The 16,617-nt window shown below is 69.1% G+C and carries 10 protein-coding genes; 9 read left to right on the top strand and 1 reads right to left on the bottom strand.

What is annotated here, in order from left to right:
• From G6O69_RS12745 to G6O69_RS12710, 8 genes are all read left to right on the top strand, one after another.
• Positions 1–2,100, top strand: a complete 2,100-nt coding sequence (locus G6O69_RS12745; RefSeq protein WP_172303778.1) for an alpha-amylase family glycosyl hydrolase — start codon at positions 1–3, stop codon at positions 2,098–2,100.
• Between the two features lie 154 nt (positions 2,101–2,254).
• On the top strand, positions 2,255–3,163 hold the full coding sequence (locus tag G6O69_RS12740; RefSeq protein WP_172303777.1) for a hypothetical protein: 909 nt from the start codon (positions 2,255–2,257) through the stop codon (positions 3,161–3,163).
• A gap of 188 nt (positions 3,164–3,351) precedes the next feature.
• Positions 3,352–4,185, top strand: coding sequence for a hypothetical protein (locus G6O69_RS12735; protein WP_172303776.1), 834 nt, complete (start codon positions 3,352–3,354; stop codon positions 4,183–4,185).
• Between the two features lie 31 nt (positions 4,186–4,216).
• Positions 4,217–4,861 (top strand): TetR/AcrR family transcriptional regulator, encoded by a 645-nt coding sequence (locus G6O69_RS12730; protein ID WP_172303775.1) that lies wholly within the window; start codon positions 4,217–4,219, stop codon positions 4,859–4,861.
• A 38-nt stretch (positions 4,862–4,899) separates the two neighbouring features.
• Positions 4,900–6,375 carry an ethanolamine permease gene (gene eat, locus G6O69_RS12725; RefSeq protein WP_172303774.1) on the top strand — a complete coding sequence of 492 codons (1,476 nt, stop codon included), beginning with the start codon at positions 4,900–4,902 and terminating at the stop codon, positions 6,373–6,375.
• Between the two features lie 69 nt (positions 6,376–6,444).
• The gene (locus tag G6O69_RS12720; RefSeq protein ID WP_172303773.1) at positions 6,445–7,245 is read left to right on the top strand and encodes an SDR family NAD(P)-dependent oxidoreductase; all 801 of its coding nucleotides are present in this window, start codon (positions 6,445–6,447) and stop codon (positions 7,243–7,245) included.
• Positions 7,246–7,552: 307 nt separating this feature from the next.
• Positions 7,553–8,350 carry a hypothetical protein gene (locus G6O69_RS12715; RefSeq protein ID WP_255215770.1) on the top strand — a complete coding sequence of 266 codons (798 nt, stop codon included), beginning with the start codon at positions 7,553–7,555 and terminating at the stop codon, positions 8,348–8,350.
• A 12-nt stretch (positions 8,351–8,362) separates the two neighbouring features.
• Positions 8,363–12,541 (top strand): type IV pilin biogenesis protein, encoded by a 4,179-nt coding sequence (locus G6O69_RS12710; RefSeq protein ID WP_255215769.1) that lies wholly within the window; start codon positions 8,363–8,365, stop codon positions 12,539–12,541.
• An 876-nt stretch (positions 12,542–13,417) separates the two neighbouring features.
• Here the strand turns inward: G6O69_RS12710 and G6O69_RS12705 are convergent.
• Positions 13,418–14,572 (bottom strand): sigma-70 family RNA polymerase sigma factor, encoded by a 1,155-nt coding sequence (locus G6O69_RS12705; protein WP_172303772.1) that lies wholly within the window; start codon positions 14,570–14,572, stop codon positions 13,418–13,420.
• 444 nt (positions 14,573–15,016) lie between these two features.
• On the opposite strand from G6O69_RS12705, the gene G6O69_RS12700 reads away from it, so the two are divergent.
• Positions 15,017–16,594: an NAD(P)/FAD-dependent oxidoreductase gene (locus G6O69_RS12700; RefSeq protein WP_176396799.1), complete on the top strand. Its 1,578-nt coding sequence runs from the start codon at positions 15,017–15,019 to the stop codon at positions 16,592–16,594.
• The last annotated feature ends 23 nt before the right edge of the window (positions 16,595–16,617 follow it).

The raw sequence follows: 16,617 nt of genomic DNA, 5'->3' as shown, positions 1-16,617 counted from the left end.
ATGCCAAGCAGGCTCTCCCCCATCTTCGGCCTGATCCTCGGCTCGTCTCTGCCCTTGACCCTGACCGCCTGCGGCGACGACGAGGGCGACGACGAGGCCTTTGGCGCCGACGTCGGCGTGGGCACCGGCGAGGACACGGCGACCACGGGCTTCACCACCAGCGACTCGGGCGAGGACGAGGTCGACACCGACTCGTCGAGCGAAGACAGCGGCTCGACCAGCGACGAGACGGACACGGGGACCGAGACCGGCGACACCGACACCGACACCGGCGAGGCGGACTCGGGCGAGGACGACAGCGGCGGCGAGCTGCTCGGCGAGCGCCCGGTGATCTACGAGCTCGTCGTCCGCCACTTCGGCAACGACAACCAGACCCGGGCCGAGAACGGCTCCCTGGCCCAAAACGGCGTCGGTAAATTCAACGACATCAGCGACGCGGCCGCGGCCGCGCTGGTCGAGCTCGGCGTGACCCACGTGTGGCTCAGCGGCGCCCTGCGCCAGGCCTCGCTGACCAACTACGCGGGCTACGACATGCCGGCCGAGGACCCCGACGCGGTCCGCGGCCGCGCCGGCTGGCTCTACGCGATCCGCGACGCCTACGACCTGAGCCCCGACTACGCCCTCGACCCGACCATGCGCGCCGAGGAGTTCGCGGCCCTGCTCGATCGCCTCCACGCCGTCGACCTGCGCGTGCTCATCGATCTGGTGCCCAACCATGTCGCCCGCGGCTACGCGTCGGTGATCCAGCCCGCGACCGACTTTGGCCTCGACGACGATCAGAGCGTCGACTTCGACCCGAACAACAATTTTTACTACCTGCCCGGCGAGGCCCTGAGCCTGTCGCGGCCGGGCAGCTACAACCCCGCGGGCTTCACCTTCGACGGGGCCTACGCGCCCGAAGACGGCGCGGCCGGGGCCACGCCCAGGCGCAGCGCGAGCGGGCCGGCCACCGCCTCGCCGGCGGCCGAGAGCTGGTACGACTCGGTCCGCCTCGACTGGGGCTACGACCCCGAGGCCGACCTCGGCGAGTACTCGCCGACCCCCGACACCTGGCTGAAGTTCGACGCGATCGTGGCCCACTGGCAGGCGGTCGGCGTCGACGGCTTTCGGGTCCTGCACGCCGACCTGGTCCCGGCCGAGGCCTGGACGTGGCTGATCGACGCGGCCCGGGCCCGCGACGCCGAGGTCGTGTTCTTCGCCGACCTCGCCGAGCCCACGGACAACGACGCCGCCTTGGCTTCGCCCGAGGACCTGCTCGACGCGGGCTTCGACGCCGTCGACCACGACGCCGGCTACGCGGCCCTCAAGCAGATCTACCAGGGCGCCGGCTCGCAGAGCGACTACGCCGCGGCGATGTTCGCCCTCGACGACGAGCTGCGCCCGCGCCACACCCAGTACCTCGAGCAGCACGACGCGCGCCGCCTGGCCTCGCCGGTGGTCGCCTCGCCCAGCCCCGCCAGCGCGTCCGGCTTCGGCTCCAAGGCGGCCGGCTATCAGCTCGCGCCGCTGGTCTACCTCTACGGCGACGGGCCGATCCTCGTCTACAACGGCCAGGAGGTCGGGGAGCTCGGCGCTGGGGCGGAGGGCTTTGGCCGCGAGGACGGGCGGACCTCGGTCTACGACTACTGGTCGCTCGAGGCGCTCTCGCGCTGGGCCAACGGCGGGGCCTTCGACGGCGGCGAGCTCAGCCAAGACGAGCTCGCCCTGCGCCACTTCTACGCCGACTTGCTCGCCCTGAGCCAAGACGAGTCGGCCGTGGCCAGCAACTACTGGGGCCTCGAGTACTTCAACAACCCCGGGGTGTTCGGTGACTGCCCCGACGGCTTTTATAGCTTCGCGCGCTTCGAGCCGGGCTCGGGGCGGGCGATGGTCGTGGTCGCCAACTTCAGCCCCGGGGCGAGCGCGTCCGGGCAGCTGCGCCTGCCCGAGGATCTGCTCGAGGCGGTGGGCTTCGCCAGCGAGGTCGGCGTGCGCATGGTCCTCGACGAGGGCGGCACCACGGACGAGCAGCTCTTTGCCGGGGCGAGCAGCGAGCTCGCCAGCGCGGGCTTCTCGGTCAGCCTCGGGGATCAGCGCGCGGCGGTGTTCGTGATCGAATAGCCGCACTGATCGAGCGCCCCTCGTCGCCTGCGACCTGCCCCCTTGCTTGGCCAATCGGCGGGACGCTGGCCCGTAGGTAGGCCGGGATGTCTTCCTCGCGTCCTTGAAATTACCTCGTTTTCCGCTGGCCCGGCGCTTGCGAAGGCTTCCTGTCGTGCCCAGCACACTGCATCAAGGGGTCGCCCGCCTCCTCATCGACGAGCCCAGCCTCGGCTTTCGGATCTTGCGTGAGGTCTTCGCGGTCGAGCTCCCCGCGCTCCAAGATCTACGTGAGCGCCACGCCGTCATCGACCGCTTCTCGCCCTGTTTTGGGGACACGCATGAGCTTCGTCCGGACGGCATTTTATCCGGAGACCACCCAACGGATCTGCACGGTGGCGTGGCCATCGTCGTCGAAGCGCAGCGCCAGCCCGATCGCAAGAAGGCCGCGCGGCTGTGGGTCTACTGGGCCCTGGTCGCCGAGCAGATCGGCTACGTGACGGCCTTGCTCGTGATTGCGCTGTCTGGCGAGGTCTCGCGCTGGGCCCAGCGCCTGGGCGAGCATCGGCTCTCGCCCCATGAAGCGCTGCTGGTCTTGGACCAGAAAAACATGCCAGTCGTCACCGAAGTCGAGGATCCCGAGCGCCCCGGCTGGGCCGTGCTCTCGGCGCTGATCCACGCCGCGCATGGCAACTTCGAGCCCTTTGCCGTAGCGTTTCAGGCGGCCCTTCGTCTCGAGGACGAGCGCCGTGAAAGATATGCCTCGTACCTGCTCGCGGCCCTCGACGAAGACGCCCGCGAGCTCATTTTTGGAGCGATGAAGATGCAGACAAACGAGATCAGCGACATCGAGCGGCGCAGCGTCGCCTTTCACGACGGCCTGCGCATGGGAAAGGCCGAAGGCCTCAGCGAAGGTCGTGCCGAAGGCCTGCGCCAGCTCGTGCACACGATCTTCGAGCTGCGGGGCCTCGAGCTCTCCCCCGAGGCCCACGCCCGGCTCTCGGCCTGCAGCTCCCTCGTCCAGCTCGAGCGCTGGCGTGAGCGCGCCAAGACCGTCGACCACGCAGACGCGATGTTCACTTAGTTTGCGATGCAGAGGACGCCGAGCCGCCGGTTGTCGACGCGCACGAGAGCCCCCCTCCGAGCCGGGCGTGGCGTGGCGCCCTCACCCGGGTCACACTCGACTCCGTGCGCGCCCCAACCTCGCACGCTCGGCGCTCGCGCCCGGCCACGGCACAGATCCCGCCTCGGTCCCGTGCGTGTGCTCCCCAGGTGCCCAGCCAGACGCTCCGCAGGACCCTCGGCCTCGCCTTGGTGCTCGCCGCCTCGCTGCTGCCCGCCGACGCCGACGCGAACACCGACGCCGCGCACGGGCCCAGCGCCCTCGCCACGGCCGGCGAAGGCGCCCTCACCCTCGCCCTCGCCAAGCCCACGCGCCCGCCCCCGGAGCCCTTCGTCTACACCGCCGAGCCCCACTACGAAGCCGCCCACTTCGTCACGGGCGAGCCCGGCAGCAAGCGCGCCGCCAAGCTCTTCGAGCTCGCCCAGACCATCGCGCGCGAGGGCAGCGACCTTCGCTACTCGCACCGCACCAAGATCCGCCGCGGCGAGGGCGTCTACCACTTCGACTGCTCGGGCATGCTCAACTGGATGCTCGCCCGCGTATCCAAGCAGGCGCTCGCAACCCTCGACCGCGAGCGCCCCGTGGCCGCGACCTACGCAAAGACCATGGCGCGCGCGCCAGGACACAAGCGCCGCGACGGCTGGCGAGAGGTCGAGCGCATCGAGGACCTCCGCCCCGGTGACATCTTCGCCTGGAGGCGCCCCACCAGCTGGCCCAAGGGCGGCAACACCGGCCACGCGGGCATCGTCGCCGCGCTCCCCGAGCCCGTCGACTTCATCGCCGGCGCCTACCTGGTCCGGATCTATGACTCCACGCGCTACGCCCACCAAGACGACGCGCGCGCCGAGAGCGGAGCCACGGGCTTTGGCAGCGGGACGATCTTGTTCATGGCCGACGACCAGGGCGAGCCCATCGGCTACGCCTGGTACGGCTCACAGAGCAGCGGGTGGTACCGCACGGAGGTCGCCTTTGGGCGGATCTAGCCCGCGATTCATGGCATGATCCGCGCGGATCATGTCCAGCCGCGATCGCCAGCGCGAGAAGACCCGAAGGCGCCTCTACGAGGCCGCCTTGGCGATCTTCCGGCGCGACGGAGTGCAGTCCTGCCGTACCGAGGACATCGCCAACGCCGCCGGGGTCAGCCGCGGGAGCTTTTACTTCCACTTCCCCACCAAAGAGCACGTGCTCCTCGCCCGCATGGCCGAGACCGAGGCCCTGATCTGCGCCAAGATCGAGGCCCTGCCCGAGGGCGCGAGCCTCGACGAGGTGCTCGCGACCCTCAACGCCGAGATGGCCGCGATCTGGCAGCACGACCCGGCCCTGCTCCCAGACGTCGCCGGCGCCGCGCTGCGCTCGACGGCCACGGCGATGCACGACCAGGAGTCCACCCCGCTGCGCTCGCTGCTCGCCGATCGTTTCGGTCGCGCGGTCGCGCGTGGCGAGGTCGCGGCCCGGCTGCCCGCGCAGATCCTCGGTGACCTCTACCTCGCCAACACCCTCGCCGGCATGCTCGCCTGGTATGGGACGCCGACCATGTCCCTCCAGGTCGTGCTCGGTGCGGTCACCGAGCTGTTCTGGGGCGGCGCCAAGGCCCCAGCGACCAAAGCCCCCGCCAAGCCCCCCGCCCCTCCCCGCGCCAACCCCCGCGACGGCAGCTGACCGCCCGGGCGGCCGAGCTTCGACATACACTCGTCCTCGTGGGCGACGCAGGCGCGAGCGAGGGGGTCGAGTACGACCGGGTCGACGACAGCTATCTCGACGAGCGCAAGCTCGAGCGCTCGGCCGGGGCGCTGCTGCTCTGGGGCCTGGGCGTCGGTTATGTGATCGCCGGCGACTTCTTCGGCTGGAACTACGGGATCAACGCGGGGGGCTTTGGCGGGCTCGTGATCGCCACGCTGCTCATGGCCACGCTCTACCTGGCGATGATCTTCTCGATCGCCGAGATGGCCACGATGATGCCCGTGGCCGGGGGCCCCTACGCCTTCGCCCGCCGCGCCATGGGCCCCTGGGGCGGGTTCTTGACCGGCCTGGCCGTGACCATCGAGTACGTCGTCGCGCCCGCGGTGATCGCCACGGGCATCGCCGGCTACATCGCGGGGATGTTCGCCGCGCCGCCGGCGTGGATCGAGACCTGGGTGCCGATCGCCCTCTACGCGCTCTTCATCGCGATCAACGCCATGGGCAGCAAGACCTCGCTCGCGCTGCTCTTGGTGATCACCGCGGCCTCGGTGCTCGCGCTGCTCGCCTGGGCGGCGGCGATGCTGCCCCACGTGGATCCTTCGCGCTGGCTCGACATCGAGCCCGATCCCGGTCGCTCGCGCTGGCTGCCCCACGGCTGGGCCGGAGTCGTCGCCGCGCTCCCGGCCGCGGGCTGGTTCTACCTCGCCATCGAGGGCGTCCCCCTGGCCGCCGAGGAGACCCGCGACCCCTCGCGGGTGCTGCCCCGAGGGATGATCGCCGCGATGCTCTCGCTGGTCGGGCTCTCGGCCCTGACCTTGCTGCTCGCGCCCGCGGTGACCGGCAGCGCGGCCCTGGCCACCGCCGCCAACCCCCTGCCCGCGGCCGCCGAGGTCGCCTCTGGCGGGCGCGGCTGGGTCTACTGGCTGACCACGATCGTCGGCCTGGTCGGGATGATCGCCAGCTTCTTCTCGATCATCTTCGCCTACTCGCGGCAGATCTTCGCCCTGTCCCGGGCCGGCTATCTGCCGCGCTGGCTGTCCAAGACCAACCGCCACGGCGCCCCTCACCGCGCGCTGATCGTCCCGGGCGTCCTCGGCTACGTGACCATCCTGGTCGTCGAGCGCCTCAACGACGGCGCCGTCGCGACCGGCGACCTGCTCATGCAGATGGCCGTGTTCGCCGCGCTGATCTCCTACGTGATGATGATGGCGAGTCACTTCGTGCTCCGCCGGCGCCACCCCGAGCTGGCCCGCCCCTACCGCACGCCGGGTGCCCCCCTGACCCCGGCCATCGCGCTCGTGCTCTCGCTGCTCGCCCTGAGCTCCACACTCTTTTACGGCGAAGCCGCGCTGCTCTCCGTGCTCGGCGTGCTCGCGGTCTACGCCCTCGGCCTGGCCTATTTTGGCGTCTACAGCCGTCACCACCTCGTGGCCTCCGCGCCCGAGGAGGAGGCCGCGCTGATCGAGCGAGCCGAGCGCGAGCTCGACGCGTGACCAGCCCACGGTCGAGGGCGTGAGCCCGCGTGACGCGCCCCCGCTGCCTCGGGCAAGATTGCCTTCGACATGAAGCTCGAGGGCAAACTCGCGGTGATCACGGGTGCCAGCCAGGGTATCGGCGCAGCCACGAGTCGGCGCTTCGCCAGGCTCGGCGCTCGGGTGATCTTGATGGCGCGGACCGAGGCCAAGCTGCGCGCGCTGGCCGATGAGATCCGCGAGGCCGGCGGCGAGGCACACGTACGCGCTTGTGACCTGAGCGACCCCGAGCTCGCTACCGCGACCATGGAGTCGCTCGTCGCCGAGTTCGGCGTGCCAGACATTTTGGTCAACAACGCGGGCGCCGGCCGCTGGCTGGCGATCGACGAGACCGAGCCCGCCGAGGCCGTGGCGATGATCGGCGCGCCCTACCTCGCGGCCTTCTTCGCCAGCCGCGTGGTCGTCCCCGGGATGATCGCCAGGCGAGGCGGCGTGATCGTCAACGTCCAATCTCCCATGAGCCGCCTGGTCAGCCCCGGCGCGACGGGCTACGCCGCCGCGCGCTGGGCCCTGCGAGGCTTCACCGCCGGGCTGCGCTCCGACCTGATCGGCACCGGCGTGAGCGTGGTCGAGGTCATCCTCGGCGAGGTCGAGTCCAACTACTGGGCCAACAACCCCGGGGCCAAGGAGCGCATCCCTGGCCTCGCCCACCAGCTGATGCCCCCGCTCTCGCCCGAGCGCGCCGCCAAGGCGATCGTTCGCGGGGTCGAGTGCGAGCGAGCCGTCATCTACGATCCGCCGATGTTGTGGCTGCTCTCTGGGATGATCCGGGCCGCACCCAGGCTGGTCCAGGCGCTGATCAACCGCACAGGCTGGCAGCGACCCCAATGACGCGGCTGCCCTGTGCGATCGACCGCAGGGGCTGGCCACCGCCTCGCTGACTTCACTACTTTTTGCGATGTAGTCACGCCGAACACCTCTCGGCGCGCGAGAGCCCGCATTTTTGCCGACACCAGCGTTCCAAAGCGCGTGGCGTTTTGGGGCAGCTATGCACTTTTTAGCTGCTTGACCGAGCTCCATATCGATGCATTGCTGATAGTCGGTGATGGCAGGCGTACAGTCCAATTCGGGTCTATACATGCGTCGACGCCAGCGAGGCGCGACCTCCATGCGTCGTCGACAACGAGGCGCGACCACCATGCGTCGACAGCGAGGCGCGACCACCATGCGTCGACAGCGGGGCGCGACGATGGTCAGCGTCATGCTGCTCACGGTCTCGCTGCTCACGGTCGGCGTGCTGGTCGTGCGCACGGCCAACCGCGAGGTCTCGCAGGCCAACGCTTTGGTCGCGCGCGAGCGGGCGCTGATGGCCGCCCAGGCCACCGTCGACCTCGGCGCGGCCCAGCTGCGCGACGCGATCAACCAAGGCGCCGCGATGCAGACGGTCCTCGACCAGGCGCTGATCGGCTACAACCCGGCCGCGGATCCAAACGCCTGCGCGTCGATCTTCGAGGACTGCATCCCTGGCGGCGACGGCAGCGGCGACGCCCCCGGCACCGGTCAGAAGAACCGCTGGGTCACGGGCAAGTCGGACTGCGCCGGGCGGCCCTGCATGCGTCAGGGCGCGATCGCCCGGCTGCCCGACGCCAACGGCGTGGACATCGACTGGGTCCAGGTCCCGCTGCGCGACCTCCTGCCCGGCGCCGACGCGGAGGCGCGGGTCAGCTTGTGGATCCGCAACAACTCGGCCGACGCCATCGACGGCGGCGGCGCGGGCAGCTGGACCACCGACGGCGACGGCCGCGTCGTGCTCACGGGCATGGCCACGCTGCGCAACACCACGATCGCCGTGGAGCAGGAGTTCGTGCTCGCGCCCGGCGGTGACAAGCAGGCCTGGTCGATGAGCTCGCCGGACCTGGGCTACGGCGGCGGCCACAACAACGACAACGTCACGGCCGACGTCTGCATCGAGAACTTCCTGGGTTACGAGGGCTGAGAGGTGAGGACGATGACTACGCGCAATCAACATCAACGTCGTCGCATGAAGGGCGCGCTGACGCGGGGGCTGGTCCACGCGCTCGCGCTGGCGATGCTCGCCTTTGGCGTGTTCGGCTACGCCGCGCGCAGCGAGGCGCGCCTCGATCCCTTCTACATCATCCGCGGCCAGAGCTTCGGTCAGGTCAAGCCGCGGATCTTGTTCTTGCTCGATAACTCGGGCTCGATGGGCATGGACGAGACCTACAAGCCCGGCGCGACCTACCCGGACACGAAGTGCTGGTGGGACAATTGCGAGGACGAGGACGCGGGCTTCTTGCAAAGCCGGATCCACGCCTCGCGCCAGGTGATCCGCGAGCTGATCGCCGACAACGAGGACCGGGCCGACTTCGCGCTGATGACCTTCGGCAACGCGGTCCCGCCCACGAGCGTGGACACGATCCCGGAGCCCTGCATCGACCTCGACACCGCCGAGGAGCGCCGCTTCACGTGGATCGAGAACGTCAACCAGCCCTACTCGACGCAGTGGAAGCCGGCCTCGAACCCCTTCGGGGGCCAGGGCTTTTGGCTGCTCTGCGGTGACAACCGGCCCTTCCCCTACCTGCGTCACGACGACCTGGGCGGGATCTCGATGCCCAACAACAGCACCGCCGAGCTCGCGGATCAGCCGCTCTACCTCAGCGAGGGCACGCTGACGGACTACGAGGACTCGAGCAACTACGTGCGCAAGGTCCAGTTCTTCCCGCGCTTCGTGGGTCGGCGGGCCAACCTCGACTGCTCGGACAGCAACCAGGAGGCGATCGCCCTCAACAGCTGGGGCGACTGGGGCAACGACGACGCGGCCAAGCTGTCGAGCGTCTGCGGCCGGGACTTCTACTACTGGCCCTACGTCGACGGGAACCCTGGCTACTCGTACTACGACGGCCAGAGCGCCAACAACTTCTCGCACCAAGAGTGCACCGACAACGACACCTGCGCGACGGAGACGGACGAGACGCACCGCCTGGGCGTGGTCCGCCGCAACCAGCTGATCGGCACGACCTTGTACGCGCCCTTCTACTCGCAGGCGGTGATCGACGACCCCGGGATCGCGGCGGCGGACAAGGGCCCGCTGACGACCGAGGACGCGCGCTTGATGCTCGACGGGATCACCGACAAGCAGTACGCGGGCGGCTCGGACGTCACCGGCGGCACGCCGATGAAGGTCGCCATGGGTCAGCCCAAGTACGCGGTCTACCTCGACGCGGACAACAACATCACCGGGCTCAAGGCGGTGGTCCCGGTCTCGAACGCGCCCTTCGCCCACGAGACGGTGGCGCACTACCTGGCGTTCATGCGGACCAACGGGGCGGACCAGGTCTGCCGGCCGCTCTCGCTGATCATCGTGACCGACGGCCAGCCGGATCCGTGGTGGAAGCAAGGCGGCTCGGATCTCTACGAGCGCCTGCGCGACACCAGGCGGATGCTCGGGGTGAAGACCTACTTCATCGCGCTCTCGGACGGCGTGGTCGCGGACGCGGAGACCTTCGACCGCGCGCAGCAGATGGCCTGCGCGGCCTCGGGCGCCGAGGACATCACCACGCCCTGCGCGGGCGCCAACGACCTCGACTGGGACACCTGCCGCGACCCGGAGGATCCCGCCAACGACTGCGCCTACCTGGCCAGCAACCACGAGGAGCTCAGCGAGGCGCTGGTCGACATCATCACGCAGGACGTGGACACGGAGGTCCCCGGCGGCGCGCCGACGGTGGCCAACGACTTCCAGCTCAGCGACCCCGACGATCCGCTCTCGGATCAGGCGGCGGTCCAGACCTCGATCAGCGCGTGGACGGATACGCCGCCGTGGCGCGGGCACGTGGTCCGCGAGGCCTGTGACGAGGAGGATCCCGACAACCCCGGCGTGCTGACGGACTACTGTCAAAACGCCAACGACCTCGCGATCGACACCGAGGAGGAGGAGAGCTTCGGCCCGTGCGCGATCGGCCGGGCCTGGGACGCGGGCGAGTGCCTGCTCGACACGGCGCCGACGGACCGCCGGCTCTACACCCACGACGAGAGCAACCAGCGGATCAAGATCCACGAAGCTGGCGCGGCGACGGGGGCGTTCACGTCCCTGGTCATGAGCCTCGACAGCCAGGGCAAGATCGATCCGCCGCTGACGGCGGGCAACGAGAGCGCGGAGATCCAGGCGATGGTCGATCTGCTGATCGGCGTGGATCTACCCGACGACTGGAAGCTGCCGGGGCTGTCGAACGCGGCCCCGCTGCTGGTCCGGCGCGTGCCGGAGCACGACAACAACTTCCTGCCGAGCGTGGGGATCAGCGATCCGCACTGCGCCGGCCGGCGCAACGCCCAGGGCGACGACGTGCCGGACACGCTCAAGTCATTCTCGAGCCAGGCGTGGGCGACGACCAGCGGGAGCGGCTTTGGGGTGCACTACGACTACGCGGAGGCGGTGCTGATCGGCGACGACTTCGGGGTCCTGCACGCCTTCCACTACGACAGCGGCAACGAGCTGTTCGGCTTCTTGCCGATGGCGCTGATCAACAACGCGCGGGTGCTCTCGGTCAACGGGCCGAGCAACTTCGGCCAGCCCAACTCGCTGGACGATCACGTGTTCGGCATCGCCTCGACGGCGAACGCCGGCTGGGTGTTCGACGACGACGCGAACAAGTGGCGGCACCTCGCGGTGTTCGGCCTGGGCGCGGGCGGCACGGAGATCGTAGCGATCGACGTGGCGCACATGGGCCGGCTGCAGGACGACGATCCCTTCGACGTGCTGTGGACGAGCTCGACCTCGGGGATCGCCGGGGACTACGCGGACACGCTGGGCGAGACCTGGTCGCGGCCGGCCTTGACCTACGGCGTGCCCAACCATCAGATGTCGCTCGAGCCCAAGGGTTACCTGGTGTTCGGCTCGGGCTACAGCGACGGGGTGGGCGACGCTCACCGCGGGCGGGTGATGTGGGTGGTCGACGCGATCACCGGTGAGACGGTGACCGAGAAGGCCTACCTCGCGCCGCCGGCTTCGGGGACGACCTACGACACGGACGAGGACGTCGCGGCGGTCTCGGACATCGCGGTGTCCTCCCACTGTCTGTCGCGCTACTGGGGCGAGATGGAGGAGGCCTACGTGGCGGATCCGGCGGGCCGACTGTACCGCTGGGACCTGGCCACGGAGACCTCGAACGTGTCGAGCTTCCCGCACGCGGCGGACAGCGGCGGGACCTGGGCCAAGGACGGTCAGGGCTACGCGCTGGCCACGGAGGCGTTCCGCTTCCCGGCCTGCCAGGGCACGGGGGACTTCTCGTGCACGATCAACGCGATCGGCTCGGTCGGGACCAAGGGTGACGTGTTCACCTACCCGCCGGCGGTGGTCGCCAACAACCGCATCGACAGCATCGAAGATCCGGGCGAGCTGCTCGCGGAGGAGGATCGGGATCAGTTCCTGATCGCGCTGGTGTCCGGCAGCGCGAGCGATGCCGCGGTCGACGGCGGCGACGAGGACAACGACTTCCACAGCAGCATCTACCTGCTGGCGGACGACCACCGCTCGCCCAACGAGGCGGCGGGCTTCGACATCCCCACGAACGCGCCGGCGACGGCCGCGGGGGATCACTCGCACTTCATGCGCCTGCCTCTCAACCAGATCTCGCGGACGCGGACGCTGACCTACCCGGACGACTCGACGGAGGTGGAGACGCGGGCGTTCTCGAAGATGGCGCGGCCGATCCGTGCGCCGGCGATCTCGGTGACGGGGCTGGCGGTGGATGGGATCCAGCAGGCGGTGGAGGTGTTCTACGTGACCTTCACGATCTACGAGCCCGGGGAGCAGAGCTGCGACTCGCGCTGGTACGACGACGAGGCGAACGAGTGGGTGTACGACCGGGGGGCGACCTATGAGGTGACCTTCCGGCTGGTGGTCGAGGACGGTCAGGCCTTCGACTTCCAAAATGGGTATACGCTGCCGGGGACCTATGGAGATGGGTTTGGCTCGGGGGGCGGGCTGGAGGGGCCTGTGGTGGAGCAGGTCGGGGAGTGTACGGACGGGAACTGTGGGGCGGTGTTGACGACGCCGGATTACTCGCCTTGTGATCCGAACGAGAGCGCGCCGCCGGTGGGGGGGATGACTTCGATTCAGACTGGGTCGAGTGAGTTGAACGGGTTTACGCCTTTGGAGATCCCGCTTTAGGGTACTGGGGCCCTGCGGGGTTGGGGGCTCCCTCGGTTTCGGGGGGGCCCTTTTTTTTGTTGGGGGTCTTGGGTTTCTTTGTTGGGGGTCTTGGTCTTTTTAGGAGGGTGGTGGTGATGGCGGGGAGGGTCTTGGTCTTTTTAGGAGGTGGTGGTGACGACGAGCACGCGCACGGGCCAGCAGGGGACCCTCTGGGCTCAGACAGGCTTGCGGACTCCGACGGGGTGGCTGTGAGAGGGTTTTTGGCCTTTGCGTGTGGTGTCGCTCCGAAGTTTGGGTACGTATGCAAAACTCGCCCAGAGGGTCCCCTGCTGGCCCTTTTGTGCGCGTCTTTGGCGGGGGATTTGGCCGCCTCGGACGGTGGAGAGGGTGGTGGCGATCGGGGAGAGCTGCCTGCTCCAGTTCGCTCGCTGTGTGGCGTGAAGGAGAGCGTCGCTGGAGGGAGAGCCGTCTGCTTCAGTTCGTTCGCTCTGCGTCGTGAAGGAGAGCATCGCTGGGGGGAGAGCTGTCTGCTCCAGTCGCAGTCGCTATGCTGCGTGAAGGAGAGCATCGCTCGGGGGAGAAGGACATCCCCATCGTCTGCGGCGGGCAGACCTCCCGCCGAAGACGCGCACAAAAGGGGCAGCAGGGGACCCTTCCGACGAGTTTAGCGTACGCACCCCAACTTCGGAGCGCCAACCCAGGCAAAGGCCACCAATCGCCGCCCCAAATTCGCCAGCAGTCAGCGATCTGTTTGAGTCGGAAGGGTCCCCTGCTGCCCCGTGCGCGTGCTCGTCGTCACCACGGCCCTCCTCCCAAAACCAGACCCAGCCCCCCACAAAAAACGACCCCCCACTGCAACCAGCGAGAGGCCGTCATCCAGCACCCCCGAAGCGCTCAGAGCAGCTGCAAGCGCGAGAACTCATCCCGCATCCGCCCCACCGCCCGCTCCTGCAGCTGACGGATCCTCTCCCGCGACAGCGCATAGCGCTCCCCGATCTCCCGCAGCGTCTCCTTCTCGACCCCCGACAGCCCATAACGTCGACGAAGAATATCCGCCTCCATCGGCCGCAGGCTGTCCAGCGCCCCCTCCAAGCCCAGCTCCAGCTCCGACACCTCCAAGCTCCAGCCCGGCCCCGGCGCGTCCTCGTCCTCGAGTAGATCCACCCCCGCCCGCTCATCGTAGCCCGAGACCGGCGCGTCCAGGCTGACCACCGGGCCGAGCTCGAGGGCGAGCACCTTCTCGACCTTGGCCAGGGCGATCCCCGTGTGCTCGGCGATCTGCTCCGTGCTCGGCTCGCTGCCGTGCTGCGCCCGATGGTTTCGGCAAAAGCGCGTGACCTTCTGGTGCACGTCGTGGACGTGAACCGGCAGCCGGACCTGGCGGGCCTTGTTGTAGATGGCGCGCGAGATCGCGTGGCGGATCCACCAGCTCGCGTAGGTCGAGAACCGAAAGCCCTTGCGGTGGTCGAAGCGCTCCACGGCCTTGAGCAGGCCGATGTTGCCCTCCTGGATCAGGTCTTGGAGCGACATCCGACCGTGGGCCAGGCGGCGCGCGAGGCTGACGACGAGGCGCAAGTTGGCCTGCACGAAGTCGTTGACGTACTTGCGAACGCGACGCTGCGCGCTGCGGCAGCGATCGAAGTAGACGCGGAAGGGCCGGCTGTCTCCGGGCATGCGCGCGACCTCGAAGCTCAGGTCTTCGCGCTCCCCCCGGGCGATCTTCTCGACGTCGGCCATCAGACGCTCGGCGAGCTCGCTGTCGACGTCGATCTCGACAAGGTCGGCGCCGACGAGGGCGCACAGCTCGGCGAAGGCGGCCTCGTTGGCCAGGGTCCGCCGAGTCCGAAATTCGTCGGCCGACTCGACAAGACGATCCAGGCGAGCGCGGAGCTCGTCGTCGACCTCGAGGCGCTCGTCGATCACGGCGCGGATGCCCGGCACGAAGGGCGGATAGGCGAGCAGCGCAGCCCAGCGAGAGCAGCGCGCGCTCCTGAGGTTCTGCGCGACCTGCTGCTCCCTCTCCGCGCTGAAGGTTGGACAATCTCCCATCGACTGGAGGTAAGAGCGAAGCGCGCTATCGGAGCGGTCCGCGTTGAGCTTCTTGCGCTTTTTACGGATCCGAACGGGCTCGGCGAGTTGAACCTCTAAACTCTCTGCAAACCTGGGATCCAACATCTTTTTGCTCTCCGGGTGCTCTTCAGCGGGCAGTGTGGCTCTCAGAGCCAACCCATGGACATGGCGTAGCATGTTTGTACATGCTTGTGCAAACCCTGGCCACCGCGATCCTCCAGGGGTACCCTGCTTGCACCATTGCTCGATTTCGCCGGCAGCCCCACCGCCAAGGTGCGCTCGAGACGCCCTTCGTTCTCTGCTTTTTATTGTCTTTTCAGGCAGTTAGTCGGCAAACGAGGCACCTTTGATTGCGGCGCTGTCTGCGGCGTGTCAGGCACCACGAGGACGCGAACACAAGCTTGGACAAAGCTTAGTGAGCATATGCACGGTCCTGTCCCACACTCAACCTTGTACAAACTCGCTCGGCGGGGATCTCCGCGGGTCGTCGTGGTGGGTGGAGGCATCGGCGGCCTGGTCTGCGCGGCGGTGCTCGCTCGAGCAGGCGTCGCGGTGACCTTGCTCGAAGCCCAGAGCTACCTCGGCGGGTGCGCCGGCACCTTCTTTCGCAAGGGCTACCGCTTCGACGCGGGGGCGACGGTGGCCTCGGGCTTTGGACCCGAGGGGCTGATGACTCGGCTCGCCGAGCGCCTCGAGGTCGAGTTTCGGGGGCAGCCCGCGGACTCGGTGATGCGCGTGCACTTACCCGGCCGGCTGACCGCGACCTTGCCCGCGGACCGCGAGTGTTGGCGGGAGCGTCGGCGCGAACTCTTTGGTCCGGGGGCGGCGAGCTTTTGGCGCTGGCAGGAGCAGACCGCGGCGACGGCCTGGCAGCTCGCGGATCACCTCCCGCCTTGGCCGCCTCGAGGAGCCGGCGATCTCCTGCGCTGCGCCGGCTCGGCCCTGCGGGTGCTCGCGCGTCGACCCCGGACCTTGGCGCACCCGGGGATCCTCCTCGACGCCCGGCGGCCGCTGAGCGTCCACCTCCCCGCGGCCGGCGATGATCCTCGGCTTCGAGATCTCCGCCAGGTCGTCGACGGCCTGCTGCTGATCTCCGCGCAGGCGACCAGCGCCAGGGCCCTGGCCGTCTACGGCGCGGCGGCCCTCGACTTCCCCTGGCGCGGCGTCTTTCACCTCCGCGGCGGCATGGGGGGCATGGCCGAGACCTTCGCCGAGGCGCTCCGCAAGCACGGCGGCGAGCTGCTCACGCGCAGGCGGGTCCGCGCCATCGCCCGCCGCGACGGTCGGGTCCTCGCCGTGCTCACCGACGCCGGCGAGCGCTTCGAGGCCGATCACGTCGTCGTCAACTCGACCCCCTGGAACCTGCGCGCGCTCCTCGATCCCCAGGACGGGCCGCTGCCCGACGCCCTCGCCGAGCTCCGCGATCCCGAGCGCGACATCGACGGGGCCTGGGGCGCCTTCGTGCTCCACTGCGGCGTCGACCAGCGCGTCCTCGACGAGGGCGCTCCCCTCCATCACCAGGTCCACCTCGGCGGGCCCATGGGCGAGGCCAACACCGCCTTCATCTCGCTCTCCCCCGCCTGGGACCTCGAGCGCGCCCCACCTGGCAAGCGCGCAGTCACGATCACCACGCACACCCGACTGGAGCCGTGGTGGCGCCTCGTCAACCGCGATCCCCAGGCCTACGCCGTGCACAAAGCCAGCTATCAAGATCGGCTCCTGGCGGCCGCAGAAGCGGCAATTCCGGGCTTTCGCCGCAACCTCGATCACGTGTTTGCGGGCACGCCGGTGACCTATCAATCCTACACCGGCCGAGCCCGCGGCTGGGTCGGTGGCGTCCCCCAGACCTCGCTACGAACCAGCTTTGGCTCGGCACTGGGTGGAGGGCTCCACCTCGTCGGCGACTCGCTCTTCCCGGGTCAATCCACCTTGGCCGTCGCCAGCTCGAGCCTTCGCGTGGCCTCGGGCTTGCTCACGGAGCTGGGTGCCGTCGAAGCATGAACTCTTGACCATCCTCGCGCCCC

Source organism: Pseudenhygromyxa sp. WMMC2535, from assembly GCF_011083025.2.
Note: the sequence above shows the minus strand (reverse complement) of the source record. Positions and strands in the feature narration are given on the sequence as shown.